Origin of the sequence: Morganella morganii H1r (assembly GCF_000633515.1) — a bacterium.
Taxonomy (GTDB): Bacteria; Pseudomonadota; Gammaproteobacteria; order Enterobacterales; family Enterobacteriaceae; genus Morganella; species Morganella morganii_B.
Genome location: NZ_AYMP01000018.1, coordinates 112,991 through 129,294, shown reverse-complemented (window position 1 = coordinate 129,294; position 16,304 = coordinate 112,991). Strand labels below are relative to the sequence as shown.

Genomic DNA, 16,304 nt, shown 5'->3' with positions numbered 1-16,304 from the left:
GGCTATAACTGTTTTATAGCCGAATAAACAGGAGATAATATGCCGTTACCTGACTCGCCATGGCAGCTGATAGCATTGCTTTTTTTTCTTTCCCTGCTGCCGCTTGCCATTGTAATGGGAACCTCATTTCTGAAACTGGCAGTGGTGTTTTCTATTTTACGCAATGCGCTGGGTATTCAGCAGGTGCCGCCCAATATGGCACTTTATGGTCTGGCGCTGGTGCTCTCGCTCTTTATCATGGCCCCGACAGTCATGGAGGTAAAAGCCGGGTGGCATCCTGAGAAGGAAGACGGGACTGTACCCTGGTTACAGGGCTGGGACAGCCGGGCGATTGATCCTTACCGCCGGTTCCTGCAAAAAAACGCCGATGAAAAAGAAGCACATTATTTTCGTCATCTGATAGCCGGAACCTGGCCGGAAGAGGCACGGCGCCGTATTAAACCGGATTCACTCCTGATCCTGCTGCCTGCCTTTACCGTCAGCCAGTTGTCGCAGGCGTTTCGCATTGGTCTGCTTATTTATCTCCCGTTTCTGGCCATCGATCTGCTGGTATCCAACGTTCTGCTGGCGATGGGAATGATGATGGTGTCCCCGATGACTATCTCTCTGCCGTTCAAGTTATTAATTTTTCTGTTAGCCGGCGGCTGGGATTTGATCCTTTCTCAGCTGGTGCAGAGTTTCAGATGACGGATGCAGGCATAACCCACCTCGTCACAGAGCTGCTGTGGCTGGTGCTCATGACGTCATTACCGGTGGTGCTGGTCGCGGCAGTGGTCGGCGTGACGGTGAGTCTCCTTCAGGCACTGACCCAGATTCAGGATCAAACGCTGCAGTTTATGATAAAGCTGCTCGCCGTGGTGTTAGTCATTATGGCGACTTATCATTGGATGGGCGGACAGCTTCTCGCCTATACCCGTCAGGTGTTTTTGCAGATAGGAGTGCACGGGTGATGATCTCTTTCAGTGACGGACTGGTCACCTTAACGCTGATGTTAATGAGGCCGCTTGGACTGACACTGCTTTTTCCGCTGCTGCAGACCGGCAATCTCGGCTCGGCGCTGATTCGCAATGGTGTGCTTCTGGCGCTGATGCTGCCGGTGCTGCCCGTTTTTTATACCCGGCCGGTTATTTACCGGGGATGGGACTGGCTGAGTGAGATCCCGGGAGAGCTGATCATCGGTCTGATGCTGGGATTCTTCGCTGCAATTCCTTTCTGGGCTGTGGATATGGCAGGATTTCTGATTGACACACTGCGCGGTGCTACCATGGCAACCGTGTTCAACCCGGCGCTGTCGGTACAAACATCCATTTTTGGCCTGTTGTTCAGCCAGTTCCTGTGTGTGCTTTTCTTTATTACCGGTGGATTCAGTCAACTCCTGACTGCTTTATATGATTCATACCACTATTTACCTCCCGGCAGGACACTGTTTTTCAGCGGATCATTTTTACACTTTCTGCTGATGCAGTGGAGTGTGTTGTACCAGTTATGCCTGAATTTTTCTCTGCCTGCCGTATTCTGTATGGTACTGGCGGATTTGGCGCTCGGATTGATCAACCGATCCGCACAGCATCTTAACGTATTCTTTTTATCCATGCCGGTGAAAAGTGTGCTGGCGCTCCTGTTATTGCTGCTCTCATTGTCATATGCCTTCCGCCACTATGCACTTGAGAGTGAATCCCTTTACCGGCATGTGAGTCAGTGGTTAGCCGGTCATGAGTGAAAAAACCGAGAAACCTACCGCAAAAAAGAAGCGTGACAGCCGCCTGAAGGGACAGGTTGTCAAAAGTCAGGAGATAATTTCCGGCGTTCAGTTGCTGACGATACTGGCTTTTTTTCATTTTTTTGCCGATGAGGTTATACAGCAGATTGCCGGCCTGATACTGCTGGCTTCACGACTCATCAATCAGCCCTTTGACTTTGCCTCCGGACTGATGATACAGGCATTACTGCATTCAGGAGGCGTTTTTCTCGCTCTGTTCGGCGGCATGCTGGCGGCGGCAACCATAGCGGGTTTGGTTGCGCAGGTCGGCGTTATGCTTGCCACAAAGGCGATAGGTTTCAAAAGTGATAAAATTAATCCGGTGAATAATTTTAAACAAATTTTTTCCGTACACAGCCTGATGGAATTGTTTAAATCCTGTCTGAAAGTCATTCTGTTATGTTCTGTTTTCATCTTTCTTTTCCACTCTTTTTTGTCAACATTTCAGGCGCTGCCATATTGTGACGCAGGCTGTGCTATCCCGGTTTTCACTGTTATGATCCGCCGGATATGGTATGCACTGCTGACGTTTTATGTGGTATTGGGCGTTATTGATTATGCCTTTCAGGCACACAACGTAATGAAAAAACAGCGAATGAGTAAGGAAGACATTAAACAGGAAGCTAAAGATATTGAAGGCAACCCGCAGGTAAAAAAACGGCTGCGTGAAGTACAATATGAAATTCAGAGCGGCAGCTTAGCGCAGAATATTAAGCGATCCGCCGTTGTTATCCGCAATCCCACGCACATTGCTGTTTGTCTGGGTTATGACCCTGCAGAGACACCTATCCCAACGGTTCTTGAAAAAGGTACAGATGCGCGGGCTGAACATATTGTTGCTTTTGCCACCAGACAGTCTGTGCCTGTGGTGGAGATTATTGCGCTGGCGCGGCAGCTGTTTTTCAGTGTTAACACGGGTGATGTGATCCCTGAATCGCTGTTCGAACCCGTTGCCGCTCTGCTGCGCATGGTACTGGAACTTGATTATGATGCTGATGTGTGACCGGCGCAGACAGAGACATTAATCCGGTAAGCCACGTCACACAATGAATTCAGCTAATTAACGTTCACACTTATCCGGGTCTGCCCGTCCCTGAAGTAGCGTATGGCTTACCGGGGACTCCCGGGGCAACGAGGTGCGGGACATTAATTGTGTTGTTGTCCGGTTTCCTCCTCTGGTGATGCTTTTTGATAAGAGATGAGAGCAGGGGAAATAAACGCATCAGTCTGAATATTCAGAGGATGTAAATTCAGGCAGGCTGAAGGTACAGGGCTCTGCCAGTTTTTTGGCAAGGGATTCTGAATGTTGTGAGGAGGCGGGGCGAAGCCCTGTCAGCGAGAGAATGAAATCGATTAACCGGGCAACAGGAGACATCTGTTCACGTCTTTCGGATTCAGTGAAATCAGATACAGGTTTAAAAGCAGATGGCGTAATTTCCATGGCATCATTTTTCCATCGTGAGGGTTTTGACAGGCTATGTTGCGTCAGCGATGGCAAATCAACCGAAGTCATCCGGTGACCGCCGGGGCGGTCACCATAATATTCACAACGAAGCGTAAATTGTTTCCGCTATTCAATAAAACCCAGTTTAAACTGTGACTTGCCAGCCAGTGATTCTAGGTCCGGGCTTTCCGGATAAGCGGCAAGCAGGGGTAAAAAAACGGCACCGCCAATAATACGCCGGCTGCCGGCATTTGCCGGTCGCAGTCCCCATATATTCTGGTATGTCATTGGTACTGTCTGTCCGTTAATGACCGTGTTACCGATATACAGCATGATATGTCCGGGAATATAGACAAGCGTGGTAAAAGGTTTGCCATGCTCCGTAAGATAACGAAGACGGGTGGCGGTATTTTCCCGGCTGAGGTCGGCAATTCGTGTGGCCGACTGTATCTGTGCCGCAGAGTTTCTGGGAAGAAATATACCAAAAGGCATTATGAGGCTGCGCATTTCGGCAGAGCAGTCATTATAAAAATTATAGTTTCCCCATCCGTAGGGTCTGCCGCTCATCGACTTCATCAGCACAGCCATATTCGCGGGTATCATTTTCCAGGGCATGGCAACAAACTCACCTTCCTTCACGCTGACCCGGTGAATTTGTGCGCGGCCATCACTTTTACGCACCGGCACAATAACGTCAAAAAAGCCGGGCCGTCCATTCCTGAATGGCAGAAGGGTTCCGGGACGTGCAGTAAAATAGTATTGTCCTCCTCCGTGAACGGAAACCGGTTCTTTAATAAACGCCCCCAGGTTGTCTGCGGCCAGAGTCAGCCATTCGGTAACAAACTGATTATCCGCCTCTGCAATATCTTCGCTGTGCACCCACCCGGTAACGGTGGGGGATAAAACGTATTTCCAGCGGCTGTCGCGGCTGGCTGCCAGTACGTATACAGGGGTGCCGGGACGGACAGAGGACATCTGTAAATTATCAAAAGGGTAGCCTTGTCCGGCCTGACGGGGGTCACCATAAGCCGGGTCGTTTGTCGGAAGAACCCTGACCAGCGTTTCCCTGACGGCAATCCCCCTTGCCGACGGGGTATAAACACGGTTAATGCTGGTCGTCATGTTATCTCTTATCTGTTGTTTCCAGGCGGCGGGGTGGACTCTGAAGTTTCCGCCCCGGGAAACACTTTGCTTACCCAGGTACATCCTGATGCTGGTATCACGGCTAACATCCGCCCCTTTGCGCAGAACTGATGCGATATAAGATGGATTCCAGGGCGACTTTTCGCCCGCACCCATACCAAAATAGCGGGATTTCAGGTCAGAAAAGTGGCGCTGCTGTGCTGCGACTGCCATGACAGGAACGTGCATATCCGGGCCGGGAGGGAACCATTTATCGGCGGATTGCGGGTAATTGCTCAGCGGGAACAGTGATTTGGTTGGATCAATATAGTCTGCCGGTACATGACCGACCGTTGTCACTTCATTTGACGCCTGTCTGAGCGGGGCAGAGTGGCATGCCGATAACAGCAGGGGAACAACCAGACAGAGGGGCTTTATGCTTGCGGGGATCCGGATTCTTTTCATTGCGCATCTCCTGTCATGGCGGGCGACTCAGCCCGCAAAACAACGATGCCCGGTTTCGTGCGCATGTATTCCGCGAACGGAGAGTCCACCACTTTTTTGTTTTCGGCCAGCGAAGAGGCATTTCTGAACCATACTTTGCCATCGTGACGGACCACGATACCCACATGCGAAACGTCCAGACCATCCAGCGCAGAAGAGTAGACGCCGACATAATCCCCGGTTTTCAGATTATCCAGCACCTGCTGACTGATGGCTTTTCCCGGAATATACTTTATTTTACGGTGATGAATGCCCAGACCCGGGATGTACTCACTTCCATCCGGTTTGCGGTTAAGTTGTTTGTCTGCAACGGCATAGTCAGGGCTGATATCCGGTGTGACGTCCCGGGCGTTGTACGGCTTTGTGGCGGACCAGTCGGAGAAGAAGTGCCGGCGGCTGAGATAGCTAACATTCCCTCCGGTGTAACGAACCGCCGCCAGATTGCGCAGAAATGATACCTGGTCATGGCTGCGGGACAGGGCTTCGGTGTAATCTATAAGCGTAAAACAGTCCACACCGTTAAAATTCGCGACAAGCGATTCGGGCGTGTCAGGTCCGCCGATAAGCGTATCAGCCTGGTAAGGCGTACCGAGAAAGGCTGATGATACCCGGCTTATCACTTCCCCGTGCTCTTTACCGGAAAGCGCTAAAACATCTGTGCTGATAATCAGGCTGACTTTTCCCGTTGTAACACTGTCCATGATGGTCTGATATTTCTCTGTACCGGGTGCGGCACAGGCCGTCATCAGATACACCAATATCAATGGTACTATCCATACTTTTACTTTCATAACACATTCCCTTAAAGGTAATAAAATTTTAAGGTATATGATTGTAATTGATGAAGAAAAACGCTATCAGCTGATCACCTGATTCAACAATCAGGAACCGGATGGAAAATAACGTGAAGGGCATGATGTGGCCTGATTTTCTGTCTTCCCTGATAGACTCCGCCTTAATATATTATGGTTTGAGAAGTGCTTTATATTCAGTCACTCTCTTTTTATGCGCTGAGACGGATAATTCTTTTCCGTTTATAACAGATTTATTGTTATTAAACCGGCAAGGATAGTTTCATTTTTTTTGTTAATAACAGTACCAACCGCCTGCGGGTTAGTATTTAAGTATGCAGAAAGACGTCTTTTACCCTGAGTATGCTTGTAAAAAGTCACCGGGAGATACGGATCCAGCTCATTGTAGGGTAAAAACAGTTTACCATCATGTAATATACCGTTGATATTATCTTCATGTATTTTTAATAGTTTATGTCTCTCTGTACAGAGTTTTTTTGCCAGTGCCAGACTAAAAATACCACATTCAGATGAGCTTCGCTGAATATCCATTTCCACTATGGAAAAATGGTAATCAGGTAATTGAGAATGCTTAATAGCTGTTTTTATCCTGAACGCCAATATCGCAGACCCGTCCCCAATAAATTTTGATGGTTCAAATAATATCAGAGATGTTTTCCCGTTTATTTTTTGCAATCAATGACAAAAAAATGTATTCCATCTTTCCCCATATTAACGATGAGTCGGAAATGTTCGATCTCACATTTTGTTGCTTTTTTTATTTCTGCAAAAAATATCCCATGGCGATTTAACAAAGTTAAGATTCATTTCAGGATATTTATTATTTGCCTGTGTTACCAATGCTGGCATGATATCCATGTCTATCGCTGAATAATCTTTATGGTACCATGAATTATCCGCTATATCAGTTTCCAACTGTATTATAATATTTTTAATTTCATCATTACTGATTAACGAATGTGCATCTTTGTTTGGTAAATTCCCGGAGGGATTTATTGATGATATTGATCCAATCATTTATTTTATCTTCATTTAATGGAATAATAGCGATCCTGCCACAGACCACATACAATTATTTTCATCCCCCGGCACTGAATGACCAGGGGGATAAAAAATTTTTCCCTGCTGTTATCCTTGGGTGTTTACGTTCAGTTAGTATGGTTCTGCGCCGATAAGCGCCCGGTACTGATTTGGTGAAGAGCTTTCGCAAATCATTTTACGAATAGCATCAGCACGATTAACAAATATATCAAGCATATTATACAAACTATCCTCGTTATTATCACAGGCTTTTCTCAATACATATATAATTACATCTTCTTCTTCAGAAAAACACAATACACCAAACCCAAACCTGTGTTCGCTCATATTTATTGCAAGCATTTTTTTATAGTGAGAACTTGAGTCTGTTATATCACGGGAATAACAAATTTTTGCATGAAAATACCATTTCTCCTCCAGTAACCGTATAATAAAATAATGACCATCGATAATCAGTAAAAACTGCTGTTGAATATTAGGAATAATGTCAACACCTAATTTTTCTGCCAAAAAAGATATTTGTTTTTCTGTGTAATACATATTTAATCATCCCATTGAATATTGTTTTCACTCTCATTATTGTAAATTTTTGCAGAAATATTCTGGTCGTCCGTGAGACTTAATTGATCTATCTTATGCCCTAAGAAGGCAAGTATTGGGTTTTGATTGCTGTATCCAGCACCAGGCTTACAACCATCAAGGTTCTCTGAACTTGGTCGTCTGGTACGTCTCCTATTATTTAGCGCCATTGTTAGATCATTCTCCTTATTAGTATCCGGATTTTTCGGCACGGGCTTTAGGTTCTTTTTTGCATCCTTCCACTCCTGCGAATTTACAATATTTACAAAAGGACTCTGCTGGGGTTGCTCATTTTTGGGTAACTGTGACGTTGCGGCGGCATCGGTATTTACTTGTGGCAACGGAGGCGGAGGCGGAGGTGATGCCATATTTCCCGGCACGGTGATATCAGGCTTACGATCCTGTTCAGAATTATTAACATTCGCTGTACCTGACCCGGTGATAGCCTGCCTCATTTGTGTATTCTGCAATGCCGCCGGATTTATCCGATGAGGTTGGTCACTTTCGGGTAACTGTGACGTTGCGGCGACATCGGTATGTATTTGTGATGACGAAGGCGGTTGTGGTGGTGGTACTATATTTCCCGATGCGGCGGCATCGGTATGTACTCGTGGCGGCATCATATTAACCTTACGAAAATTATCTGCATACAGCTGATGACGACATTGATTCGGGTCATGTGAATCGATTAATTGAGCTTTAAGCCTGCCCGCCTCAATTAATATCTGGTTAAGGTCTTCTGATGTAAAATTAGGATCTGACGGGCCATAAATATTAATCTTATTTATATCATATTTTGGTCCGGTTGCAATGGCTTCGGGACTGGCTTTACCAGCGACTATATTCATAAATACGTGTGATGGTGCCGGCATAGCGGTAACAAAGTTCATAACCGCACTCTTCAAAGCAGACTCAAACTTCTTGCTGGATGACTTCTTGTTAGTGACAGCTGTTACTATTTTATCAACGTCCTGATAAGTCTTGGAAAGTAAATTAAAGTCGGAATTATTTAATTGAGAAATATCAAAATCACCAAATCCGTTATGCTTTAGTAAAGATTCGAGATTCTTATCTTTTTCAATATATTCTTTGCAAATATCCTCATGAATATCTCTGATAATTTTACCGGCAATAAACTTTACTTCTGAGGTCGTTAATTGTTTTTTGGAAACATCTAAATATATATTAATTATATTTTTGTGATCTTCACTATAAACTTTCGCTATTGCGTTACGAAATTCATTCACTGCTTCTTTGTCCCTATCTTCCAGTTTTTCATGCAGTTCTTTAATAAAACCAATATTTTTCAAGGAAGAGTTATGTAATGCAATAATAAAACGGTCGCCTAATGAACGTCCGGAGGTTAAACACATCTTTTTTCCGTTGGTACTTAATGTTAATATTTCGTCTTTATTACTTTTTTCCGCGACTGTATAGAAGTGATTGAAGCTTACAGAATCTGTGATTTTTACTGGATTTATCATAATATAGCTCCTTTATTTACTTAATTTATTTGTTTATTTTTTCCGGGACGCATATAAATATATACAGAGAAATATCGTCGTATTTAATGGGGTAATAACCTTATTTCAGATTGCTGCAGCAATCGTATTGAATTTGCTAAGCGAGCCAGGCCGGCAACAGGGCAATAACCCGATGCACCAGGTGGCATTTTAAGGGTATAACTTATTTTTCTTATGTAACTTACTATATGGAGTCTATTTATGTTATCACCTGTTTCAAACTTTATTTCTGTAGACGCTATCCCGGTTTCACGCCAGGAAATTTTAGGGAAAATTAATCTTCTGAAGAAAAAATTAAATGAAATAGAACCCAGAGAAATAGATCATGAAATCACATACTTCAAAACATTCATTGAGAAGAATGAAACAAAAATGAGTGATATCCCGGCAATCAATGACAAATTGTCGACCACACTAAGTGTGGTAAATTCGATAAAGGATAATATCGCAATGCGTGAGGATAATAAGGATAATTTAAGCCAGCTTAGTAACCTGACACGTGAAATGGAGGGCATGTTAAATTCAGGTGAATGTAAAAATACGCATGGGCGCATCGCAGCTGAAGTGAGCAGAAGTGCTAAAAAGGTTGATAAAGAAGCACAGAGAGTTACCGAAAGAGTCACTAATGAAGCAGGAAGAAGTGCAGATAAAGTGAAAAATGAACTTCACAGAGTGAGAAAAAAATGGAAGTTGTAATATTTTTCATGATTAACGTATATTCCGGACGATTTCCTCTGACGCAAAGTGGTGGTGCCCTGTTACCGGCTATCTGTTAGCTTTTTCCCGGTTTCATACAAATTCCAATCCATTACATTCAATGGTGGTCACTATGGATATCCATCTTACCGGCGGGTTCCGGTATCATTGCGTAATAAACGAAAATGATATTTCCGCTTTATAACCGCTAATCATAATAAAGATGTGACCAGTCTGCGTGGAAAAATCTCAGACTGGTTCCTTTTTTGTCTGGTTCATGCGGACCGGCACAACAATTGCCCTTATTTGCTGAACTGAAGCAGTACGCAGCACCTGCATGGCAGGATTCATTAACCCGGCAATTCGATAACAATAATGGTTCCTGTTTTAAAATAGGGGATAGTGAAATCAGGTGTCACGATACGACTCAGGACATCGTCCCGGAAAACCACAGTGCTGTTAATCCCGGCGATGTATGCCATCTGCTTTTGTCGATGAAGTACGCCGGGAATGATATTGTCTCTGAGCTTCATCATTTTGCTGTCGGATCTGAGCCTGACAGAACGGCTGATTCAGTACTCAGTAAGGAAAACGAGTTTCTGAAGCAAAATCCGGCTCTGCTCGGAGCACTAAAACTGATTGGTTTAAACCAAAATGATGGTCAGGGTGATTTTGCGTTTGATATTTATCAGTATGTCGAAAAATGGATCTATCAAATAACAAGAGATGACGATAAATCTGCCCGGCCTGGCCGGGGGTTTTCTGTGTACAATAAAAAAGGCGCAATAGCGCCTTTTTTATTAAACGGTCACCGGTGAGAATTATTTTTTCTCGTCGTGGATACCTTCATCAGAACGGCAGTCACCATCTGCACAATGGCCGTACAGGTACAGGCTGTGGTTGGTGAGTTTGATACCGTGGCGTTCCGCGATATTTTTCTGACGTGATTCAATGGATTCATCACTGAACTCAATGACTTTACCGCAATCCAGGCAGATCAGGTGATCGTGGTGGTGCTGCTGTGTCAGTTCAAAAACGGATTTACCGCCTTCAAAGTTATGACGGGTGACAATACCGGCGTCATCAAACTGGTTCAGAACGCGGTAGACAGTGGCGAGTCCAATCTCTTCACCGATATCGATCAGCTTTTTGTAGAGATCTTCCGCACTGACATGGTGGCACTCCGGATCCTGCAACACTTCCAGAATCTTCAGGCGGGGAAGTGTGACTTTCAGTCCTGCATTTTTCAATGCTTTATTGTTATCGGTCATGCGGATTTAGTCCTATATTGTCGCTGGTGAGCGTACGCTCAGGAAAACGCTCAACGGCTGAACACAATGCCCGGCTATCAAAAAGTGTCAGGTGCGATACGCCTGACCGATACCGGACCGGATAATAATATCATTACATAAATAAGCAGAATTATCATTCGCAATTTAAGGGAAAACCTTAAATTGCCAGAATCTCATCGAGACTCATTTCTTCGCGGATCTGCTCAACCCATTTTGCCACGCGCTCGTTAGTCAGCTCCGGCTGGCGATCTTCATCAATGGCCAGACCAATAAAGTGACTGTCATCCGCCAGGCCTTTTGACTCTTCAAAGTGATAGCCTTCCGTCGGCCAGTGACCCACAATGGTTGCGCCGCGCGGTTCAATGATGTCACGGATGGTGCCCATGGCGTCACAGAAATACTCCGCGTAATCCTCCTGGTCACCGCAACCGAAGATAGCCACAATTTTACCGTTAAAATCAATTTCTTCCAGTGTCGGGAAGAAATCATCCCAGTCACACTGTGCTTCGCCGTAATACCAGGTCGGGATACCCAGCAGTAAGAAATCAAATCCTTCGATGTCCTCTTTGCTGCACTTGGCAACATCCCGGACCTCAGCCACGTCATCGCCGAGTAATTTCTGAATCATTTTAGCGATATTTTCTGTGTTACCGGTGTCACTACCGAAAAATATACCTGCGATTGCCATAAATAAGCCTCTCAACCGAAAATCTCTGTGCCTGCAAAAGGACGCCGCAGCGACAACAAGCAGAAATTATAACTATTTCATCTTAATAAATACTATTCTGACGAAAACAGTATTTGAAGTCTGTCAAATTTGTGTGGTGTGTCGTCTCACAATTTGGTGCATAAATCTGAACGCTGAAGGTAATCAAGCAGAATTTGCTCGATAAGTTCGCCCCGGTTCACGTTTTCTTCGTATGCCAGCTGATTCAGGGCATCGACAATATCCGCATTCAGTTTGAGCTCAACGCGGCGTAATCCGTTAACTTTGTCACGCCGCAGCTGATTGCGTTTGTTAATCCGCAACTGCTCATCACGGGAGAGCGGGTTTGTTTTCGGGCGTCCGGGCCGGCGTTCGTCAGCGAACAAATCCAGCGTGGTACGATCCGTTTGTTCTTTGGCCATAATTTTACTACGAAAAGGCGGATTACAATGATAAACGCGCAATGATACACCGCCATCCCGCTTACCGCCACCGCTTCGCGGCCTGTTGCTGCGGATTTTGTGACGATTGATTAACATCGCACCGCATGGCGGCAGTGTTACTGCGGGTTATAGGTTGAATTAATGCATTTGTGACTGCAATTATCATTATGAATATATTAGAAAAAATAGAGGTTTCACCTCAGGATAACAGAGTGTTTTTGAGGGAAGGTATTCCGTAGTATGTATTTTCAGCAAGGGTGTAACAGAGGACACGCACATGGATCGTATCTCAAAACCGGCGGTGTTATCGCAGATGTCGCACAAAAAGTGTCAGTACGGCCGCAAAGTAAAGCAGATGCTGGTGGTGCTGATTCGTCCGCTTCAGTATCTGTGTCTGATTTTATCCGGTTGCTGCCTGCTGGATATCTGTTTTGATCTGCCGGGACAGGATGTCAGACACCAGGTTCGTGCGGTCGTCGCCTGGTGGCAGGAGAGTGACAATGACAGCCGGATACTGAGCTTTCGTCAGTAAATAATGCCACCGTGACGGCGGCACTGCTGTCAGGCTTTATCCGGGAGGAAACGGCTGATGGCGCGTAAAACGGCCTCCGGCTTTTCGGCGTGTACCCAGTGGCCGCATCCGGCAATCACATGCGCGGTTGCCTGCGGGAACTGCGCCATAATTGTGTCGCGGTATTCCGGTTTCACATACGACGAATTCCCTCCCGGGATAAGCAGCAGCGGAACCTGTTGTGGCGGCAGGGTTTCCCAGCCGATGATGGATTCATACTGTGCTTTGATAACCGGCAGGTTGAATTTCCATTCTCCCTGCTTAAAGGATTTCAGCAGAAACGGAATGACACCGTCCTCACGGATACGCTGAGCCATGATTGTGGTGGCTTCCGTGCGGGTAGAGACACCGGCGGCGGTAACGTCTTCCAGTGCCGCGATAATCTCATCATGACGGCGCACACCGTAAGCGACCGGCGCCATATCAATAACAACCAGTTTTTCAGTCACATCCGGGGCCAGTGCAGCCAGCGCCATGGCAATTTTTCCGCCCATCGAGTGACCAATCACAATGACTTTCCCGAAATGCAGGGTGCGGATAAGGTCGAGCACATCCTGCGCCATTTCCCGGTACGTCATGGTTTGTGCGCGTGGTGAATCGCCGTGATTACGGACATCAATCTGTACCACGGTATGCGTTTTCCGCAGTTCACGGCCGAGCACCCCGAGATTATGCAGATCCCCGAACAAACCGTGGATCAGAACAATGGGTGTGGTGTGATGTGATGTTTCAGGCGTGAATATTTCATGATGAAGTAATGCAGGTAATTTCATATTAACAACCGATCCGCAGAGCAAAACAGGTGGCTATGATGACACGGCAGCCCCCGGAAACCAACGTGTTAAGTAAATGTTTCTGTGACTGATTGTGTGTCCGGAAACGATAACTTACTGATTTGTTTTTTAAATGCCGGATGGGGAAAACCGCAGTGATTTTTAGTTTAAGTTATTGAAATTTTACTTGTTTTGTTTTGCGATTTTCTATCTTATAATAACGTGTTTCGCGTTAACGAATAAAAGAACCGGGTAGAAATGAAAACAATCGATGTAGATGAAGAACTTTACAGTTATATTGCCAGCCACACACAGCACATTGGTGAAAGCGCATCGGTAATTTTACGCCGTATGCTGAATTTAGGGCCGCAGACGCCGGATACCACCTGCGCACCTGCTGCAACTGACCGCGCTGAGAATAAAACCCCGCCGGTTACCCCGCGCCCGGTAAAAACCGTTTCTCAGGATCCGGTCAGGGTCATGCGCGAACTGCTGTTATCTGACAGTTATGCAGAGAAAAAGAAAACCATCGACCGTTTTATGCTGGTGTTATCCGCACTGTATAATATTGATCCGCAAGGGTTCAGCAAAAGCACTGATGAGCTCCATGGCCGCACCCGCGTCTATTTTGCCGGTGATGAGCACACGCTGCTGGCCAGCGGTAAGACCAGCAAGCCGCGCCACATTCCGGGCACGCCGTTCTGGGTTATCACCAACACCAATACTCAGCGCAAGCAGAGCATGGTAGAACAGATTATGCAGGGAATGGGCTTCCCGGCAAACACTGTCGAGAAAGTCTGCAATACCCTGTAAGGGGTATTTATCTGCCGGTGACGGCGTAATCAGGGGAGAATGACACAGTGGCTCATACGCACCCGCGGGCTGGCCAGCCTGCGCAACAATCCGATTTAATCAATGTGGCGCAGCTAACCTCTCAGTATTATACCCTTGCACCTGATGCGGCGGATCCGGCACAGCAGGTCAAATTCGGGACTTCCGGCCATCGCGGCAGTGCGGCGCGCGGCAGTTTCAATGAAGCACATATTCTGGCGGTCACTCAGGCAATCGCAGAAATCCGTCAGCAGCAGGGCATTACCGGGCCGTGCTATGTGGGCAAAGATACCCACGCTCTTTCGGAAGCGGCGTTCCAGACGGTGTTATCCGTACTGGCAGCAAATGGTGTTCGCGTTATTATTCAGGAAAACAATGGCTTCACTCCGACACCGGCGGTGTCCCATGCCATTCTGACTTACAACCGCGACCATACTGATAAAGCGGACGGCATTGTTATCACGCCATCACATAACCCGCCGGAAGATGGCGGCATCAAATATAACCCGCCGACCGGCGGCCCGGCAGATACTGACCTCACCTCTGTGATCGAAAAGCGCGCCAATGTGCTGCTGGCCGGTAATATGGCGCAGGTGAAACAGGTGCCGGTGTGTGAGGCGCTGCGCAGTCCGCTGGTTAATGCGGTGAATCTGATTGAGCCGTATGTCAGTTCGCTCAGTGACGTTATCAACATGGATGCTATCCGTAACGCGAAACTCAAAATCGGTGTGGATCCGCTGGGTGGTGCCGGAATTGAGTACTGGAAACGCATCCGTGATTTTTATGATCTGGATATTGAGCTGGTCAATGAACAGGTGGATCAGACATTCCGTTTTATGCCGCTGGATCACGACGGGGTTATCCGTATGGATTGCTCCTCAAAATGGGCGATGGCGGGGCTGCTCAGCATGCGTGACCGCTTTTCACTGGCTTTCGCCAATGACCCTGATTACGACCGCCACGGGATTGTGACGCCGAAAGGGCTGATGAATCCGAACCATTACCTGGCAGTGGCGATTAACTATTTATTTCAGCACCGTCCGGACTGGCCGGCTTCTGTCGGTGTCGGCAAAACCCTGGTATCCAGCGCAATGATTGACCGCGTGGTCGCAGATTTACGGCGTGATCTGGTGGAAGTGCCGGTCGGGTTCAAGTGGTTTGTGGACGGGCTGTATAACGGCACGCTGGGCTTCGGCGGTGAAGAGAGCGCGGGGGCTTCTTTCCTGCGCTTTGACGGTACACCGTGGTCAACCGATAAAGACGGTATTATTCTCTGCCTGCTGGCTGCGGAGCTGACCGCTGTGACCGGCAAAAATCCGCAGCAGCATTATGATGATCTGGCGGAAAAATTCGGTTCACCGTGCTACAGCCGGATCCAGGCTGCGGCCAGTCATGCGGAGAAATCCCGGCTGTCAAAACTGTCTCCGGAAATGGTGACCGCTGATACCCTGGCCGGTGATCCGATCACCGCCCGCCTGACAGCCGCGCCGGGTAACGGCGCGTCGATCGGCGGTCTGAAAATCATGAGTGAGCAGGGGTGGTTTGCCGCTCGTCCTTCCGGTACGGAAGATGCCTATAAAATCTACTGTGAAAGTTTCCGGGGTCCGGAACATCTGGCACAGATAGAAAAAGAAGCGATTGAAATAGTCAACCAGGTGATTGCGGACTGACGTATTCACGGAAAAAGCAGCGCGGAGCGGATCTTCCCCTCCGCGTTTTTTTTGCCTGTTTACCCCAGCGCAACCATCAGTGCACCAACAGTGATCAGCGCAACGCCACCGGCCGCAATCATAGAAATTTTTTCACCGAACAGGATCACGGCAAAAATCACAGCAAAAACCACACTCAGTTTATCAATCGGGGCAACCTGTGAAACCTGACCATTTTTTATTGCCATAAAATAGAACAGCCAGGAAAGTGCTCCGGCAATCCCGCTCAGAGCGATAAAGAACAGGGCTTTACGGTTTTCGATTATCTCACTGATAAGATTAAGTTTTCCCTGAACCACCACCACGCCGACCAGAAATAGTGCCATAATCACGGCACGGATCGCGGTTGCGGTATTGGCATCCAGATGCTGCAACCCCATTTTCCCGAAGACCGCAACCATGGCGGCACTGATGGCAGACAGCAGGGCATAGATCAGCCAGGCACTCATAATAAATAATTCCCATTATCAATTAGCGGTATGAATATCATAAAGTAATT

At 47.0% G+C, this 16,304-nt stretch carries 19 protein-coding genes and 1 pseudogene; 9 read left to right on the top strand and 11 right to left on the bottom strand.

The window, feature by feature from the left end; all coding sequences use genetic code 11:
* Nucleotides 1–39: 39 nt before the first annotated feature.
* Genes sctR through U868_RS0111820 form a run of 4 tightly spaced genes read left to right on the top strand, consistent with a single transcriptional unit; the run spans nucleotide 40 to nucleotide 2,762 of the window.
* A complete protein-coding gene (gene sctR, locus U868_RS0111835; protein WP_025153478.1) occupies nucleotides 40–687 on the top strand; it encodes a type III secretion system export apparatus subunit SctR in 648 nt (215 codons plus the stop codon).
* Complete coding sequence (locus U868_RS0111830) at nucleotides 684–950, top strand: EscS/YscS/HrcS family type III secretion system export apparatus protein (protein WP_025153477.1); 267 nt, start codon at nucleotides 684–686, stop codon at nucleotides 948–950. Before sctR ends, U868_RS0111830 begins: the two co-directional genes overlap by 4 nt.
* Complete coding sequence (locus tag U868_RS0111825; protein ID WP_029991067.1) at nucleotides 950–1,720, top strand: EscT/YscT/HrcT family type III secretion system export apparatus protein; 771 nt, start codon at nucleotides 950–952, stop codon at nucleotides 1,718–1,720. The genes U868_RS0111830 and U868_RS0111825 overlap by 1 nt, the downstream gene beginning before the upstream one ends.
* Nucleotides 1,713–2,762: an EscU/YscU/HrcU family type III secretion system export apparatus switch protein gene (locus U868_RS0111820; RefSeq protein ID WP_025153475.1), complete on the top strand. Its 1,050-nt coding sequence runs from the start codon at nucleotides 1,713–1,715 to the stop codon at nucleotides 2,760–2,762. Before U868_RS0111825 ends, U868_RS0111820 begins: the two co-directional genes overlap by 8 nt.
* Nucleotides 2,763–2,981: 219 nt before the next feature.
* On the opposite strand, the gene U868_RS25500 is transcribed toward U868_RS0111820, so the two are convergent.
* The 6 genes and pseudogenes from U868_RS25500 to U868_RS0111795 form a co-directional block, all read right to left on the bottom strand.
* Nucleotides 2,982–3,272 (bottom strand): hypothetical protein, encoded by a 291-nt coding sequence (locus U868_RS25500; RefSeq protein WP_162817230.1) that lies wholly within the window; start codon nucleotides 3,270–3,272, stop codon nucleotides 2,982–2,984.
* Between the two features lie 57 nt (nucleotides 3,273–3,329).
* Complete coding sequence (locus tag U868_RS0111815; protein WP_051583049.1) at nucleotides 3,330–4,790, bottom strand: SH3 domain-containing protein; 1,461 nt, start codon at nucleotides 4,788–4,790, stop codon at nucleotides 3,330–3,332.
* Nucleotides 4,787–5,620 (bottom strand): DUF1460 domain-containing protein, encoded by an 834-nt coding sequence (locus tag U868_RS0111810; RefSeq protein ID WP_025153473.1) that lies wholly within the window; start codon nucleotides 5,618–5,620, stop codon nucleotides 4,787–4,789. Before U868_RS0111810 ends, U868_RS0111815 begins: the two co-directional genes overlap by 4 nt.
* Before the next feature lie 172 nt (nucleotides 5,621–5,792).
* Nucleotides 5,793–6,658 (bottom strand): annotated as a pseudogene (locus U868_RS26270) (YopJ/AvrA family T3SS effector serine/threonine acetyltransferase).
* A 135-nt stretch (nucleotides 6,659–6,793) separates the two neighbouring features.
* Nucleotides 6,794–7,222: a CesT family type III secretion system chaperone gene (locus U868_RS0111800; protein ID WP_025153470.1), complete on the bottom strand. Its 429-nt coding sequence runs from the start codon at nucleotides 7,220–7,222 to the stop codon at nucleotides 6,794–6,796.
* A 2-nt stretch (nucleotides 7,223–7,224) separates the two neighbouring features.
* Nucleotides 7,225–8,745, bottom strand: coding sequence for a hypothetical protein (locus U868_RS0111795; protein ID WP_025153469.1), 1,521 nt, complete (start codon nucleotides 8,743–8,745; stop codon nucleotides 7,225–7,227).
* A 240-nt stretch (nucleotides 8,746–8,985) separates the two neighbouring features.
* On the opposite strand from U868_RS0111795, the gene U868_RS0111790 reads away from it, so the two are divergent.
* Nucleotides 8,986–9,480: a hypothetical protein gene (locus U868_RS0111790; protein WP_025153468.1), complete on the top strand. Its 495-nt coding sequence runs from the start codon at nucleotides 8,986–8,988 to the stop codon at nucleotides 9,478–9,480.
* 266 nt (nucleotides 9,481–9,746) lie between these two features.
* On the top strand, nucleotides 9,747–10,298 hold the full coding sequence (locus U868_RS25495) for a hypothetical protein (RefSeq protein WP_162817229.1): 552 nt from the start codon (nucleotides 9,747–9,749) through the stop codon (nucleotides 10,296–10,298).
* Between the two features lie 3 nt (nucleotides 10,299–10,301).
* Here U868_RS25495 and fur read toward each other — a convergent pair whose 3' ends face one another.
* The 3 genes from fur to ybfE form a co-directional block, all read right to left on the bottom strand.
* Nucleotides 10,302–10,751, bottom strand: a complete 450-nt coding sequence (gene fur, locus U868_RS0111770; RefSeq protein ID WP_004235623.1) for a ferric iron uptake transcriptional regulator — start codon at nucleotides 10,749–10,751, stop codon at nucleotides 10,302–10,304.
* Between the two features lie 178 nt (nucleotides 10,752–10,929).
* Complete coding sequence (gene fldA, locus U868_RS0111765; RefSeq protein WP_004235625.1) at nucleotides 10,930–11,460, bottom strand: flavodoxin FldA; 531 nt, start codon at nucleotides 11,458–11,460, stop codon at nucleotides 10,930–10,932.
* A 146-nt stretch (nucleotides 11,461–11,606) separates the two neighbouring features.
* Entirely contained in the window at nucleotides 11,607–11,900 is a 294-nt protein-coding gene (gene ybfE / locus U868_RS0111760) for a LexA regulated protein (protein WP_004235627.1), read from the bottom strand.
* Nucleotides 11,901–12,198: 298 nt separating this feature from the next.
* On the opposite strand from ybfE, the gene U868_RS0111755 reads away from it, so the two are divergent.
* Nucleotides 12,199–12,453, top strand: coding sequence for a hypothetical protein (locus U868_RS0111755; protein ID WP_025153466.1), 255 nt, complete (start codon nucleotides 12,199–12,201; stop codon nucleotides 12,451–12,453).
* Nucleotides 12,454–12,482: 29 nt separating this feature from the next.
* Here U868_RS0111755 and U868_RS0111750 read toward each other — a convergent pair whose 3' ends face one another.
* Nucleotides 12,483–13,265: an alpha/beta fold hydrolase gene (locus U868_RS0111750; RefSeq protein ID WP_025153465.1), complete on the bottom strand. Its 783-nt coding sequence runs from the start codon at nucleotides 13,263–13,265 to the stop codon at nucleotides 12,483–12,485.
* 258 nt (nucleotides 13,266–13,523) lie between these two features.
* Between U868_RS0111750 and seqA the strand changes: the two genes are divergently transcribed.
* Both seqA and pgm read left to right on the top strand, forming a co-directional pair.
* Nucleotides 13,524–14,078, top strand: a complete 555-nt coding sequence (seqA, locus tag U868_RS0111745) for a replication initiation negative regulator SeqA (protein WP_025153464.1) — start codon at nucleotides 13,524–13,526, stop codon at nucleotides 14,076–14,078.
* A 47-nt stretch (nucleotides 14,079–14,125) separates the two neighbouring features.
* Nucleotides 14,126–15,766: a phosphoglucomutase (alpha-D-glucose-1,6-bisphosphate-dependent) gene (pgm, locus tag U868_RS0111740; RefSeq protein WP_025153463.1), complete on the top strand. Its 1,641-nt coding sequence runs from the start codon at nucleotides 14,126–14,128 to the stop codon at nucleotides 15,764–15,766.
* A 59-nt stretch (nucleotides 15,767–15,825) separates the two neighbouring features.
* Here pgm and U868_RS0111735 read toward each other — a convergent pair whose 3' ends face one another.
* Nucleotides 15,826–16,254 (bottom strand): EamA family transporter, encoded by a 429-nt coding sequence (locus U868_RS0111735; RefSeq protein WP_025153462.1) that lies wholly within the window; start codon nucleotides 16,252–16,254, stop codon nucleotides 15,826–15,828.
* Between the last annotated feature and the right edge of the window lie 50 nt (nucleotides 16,255–16,304).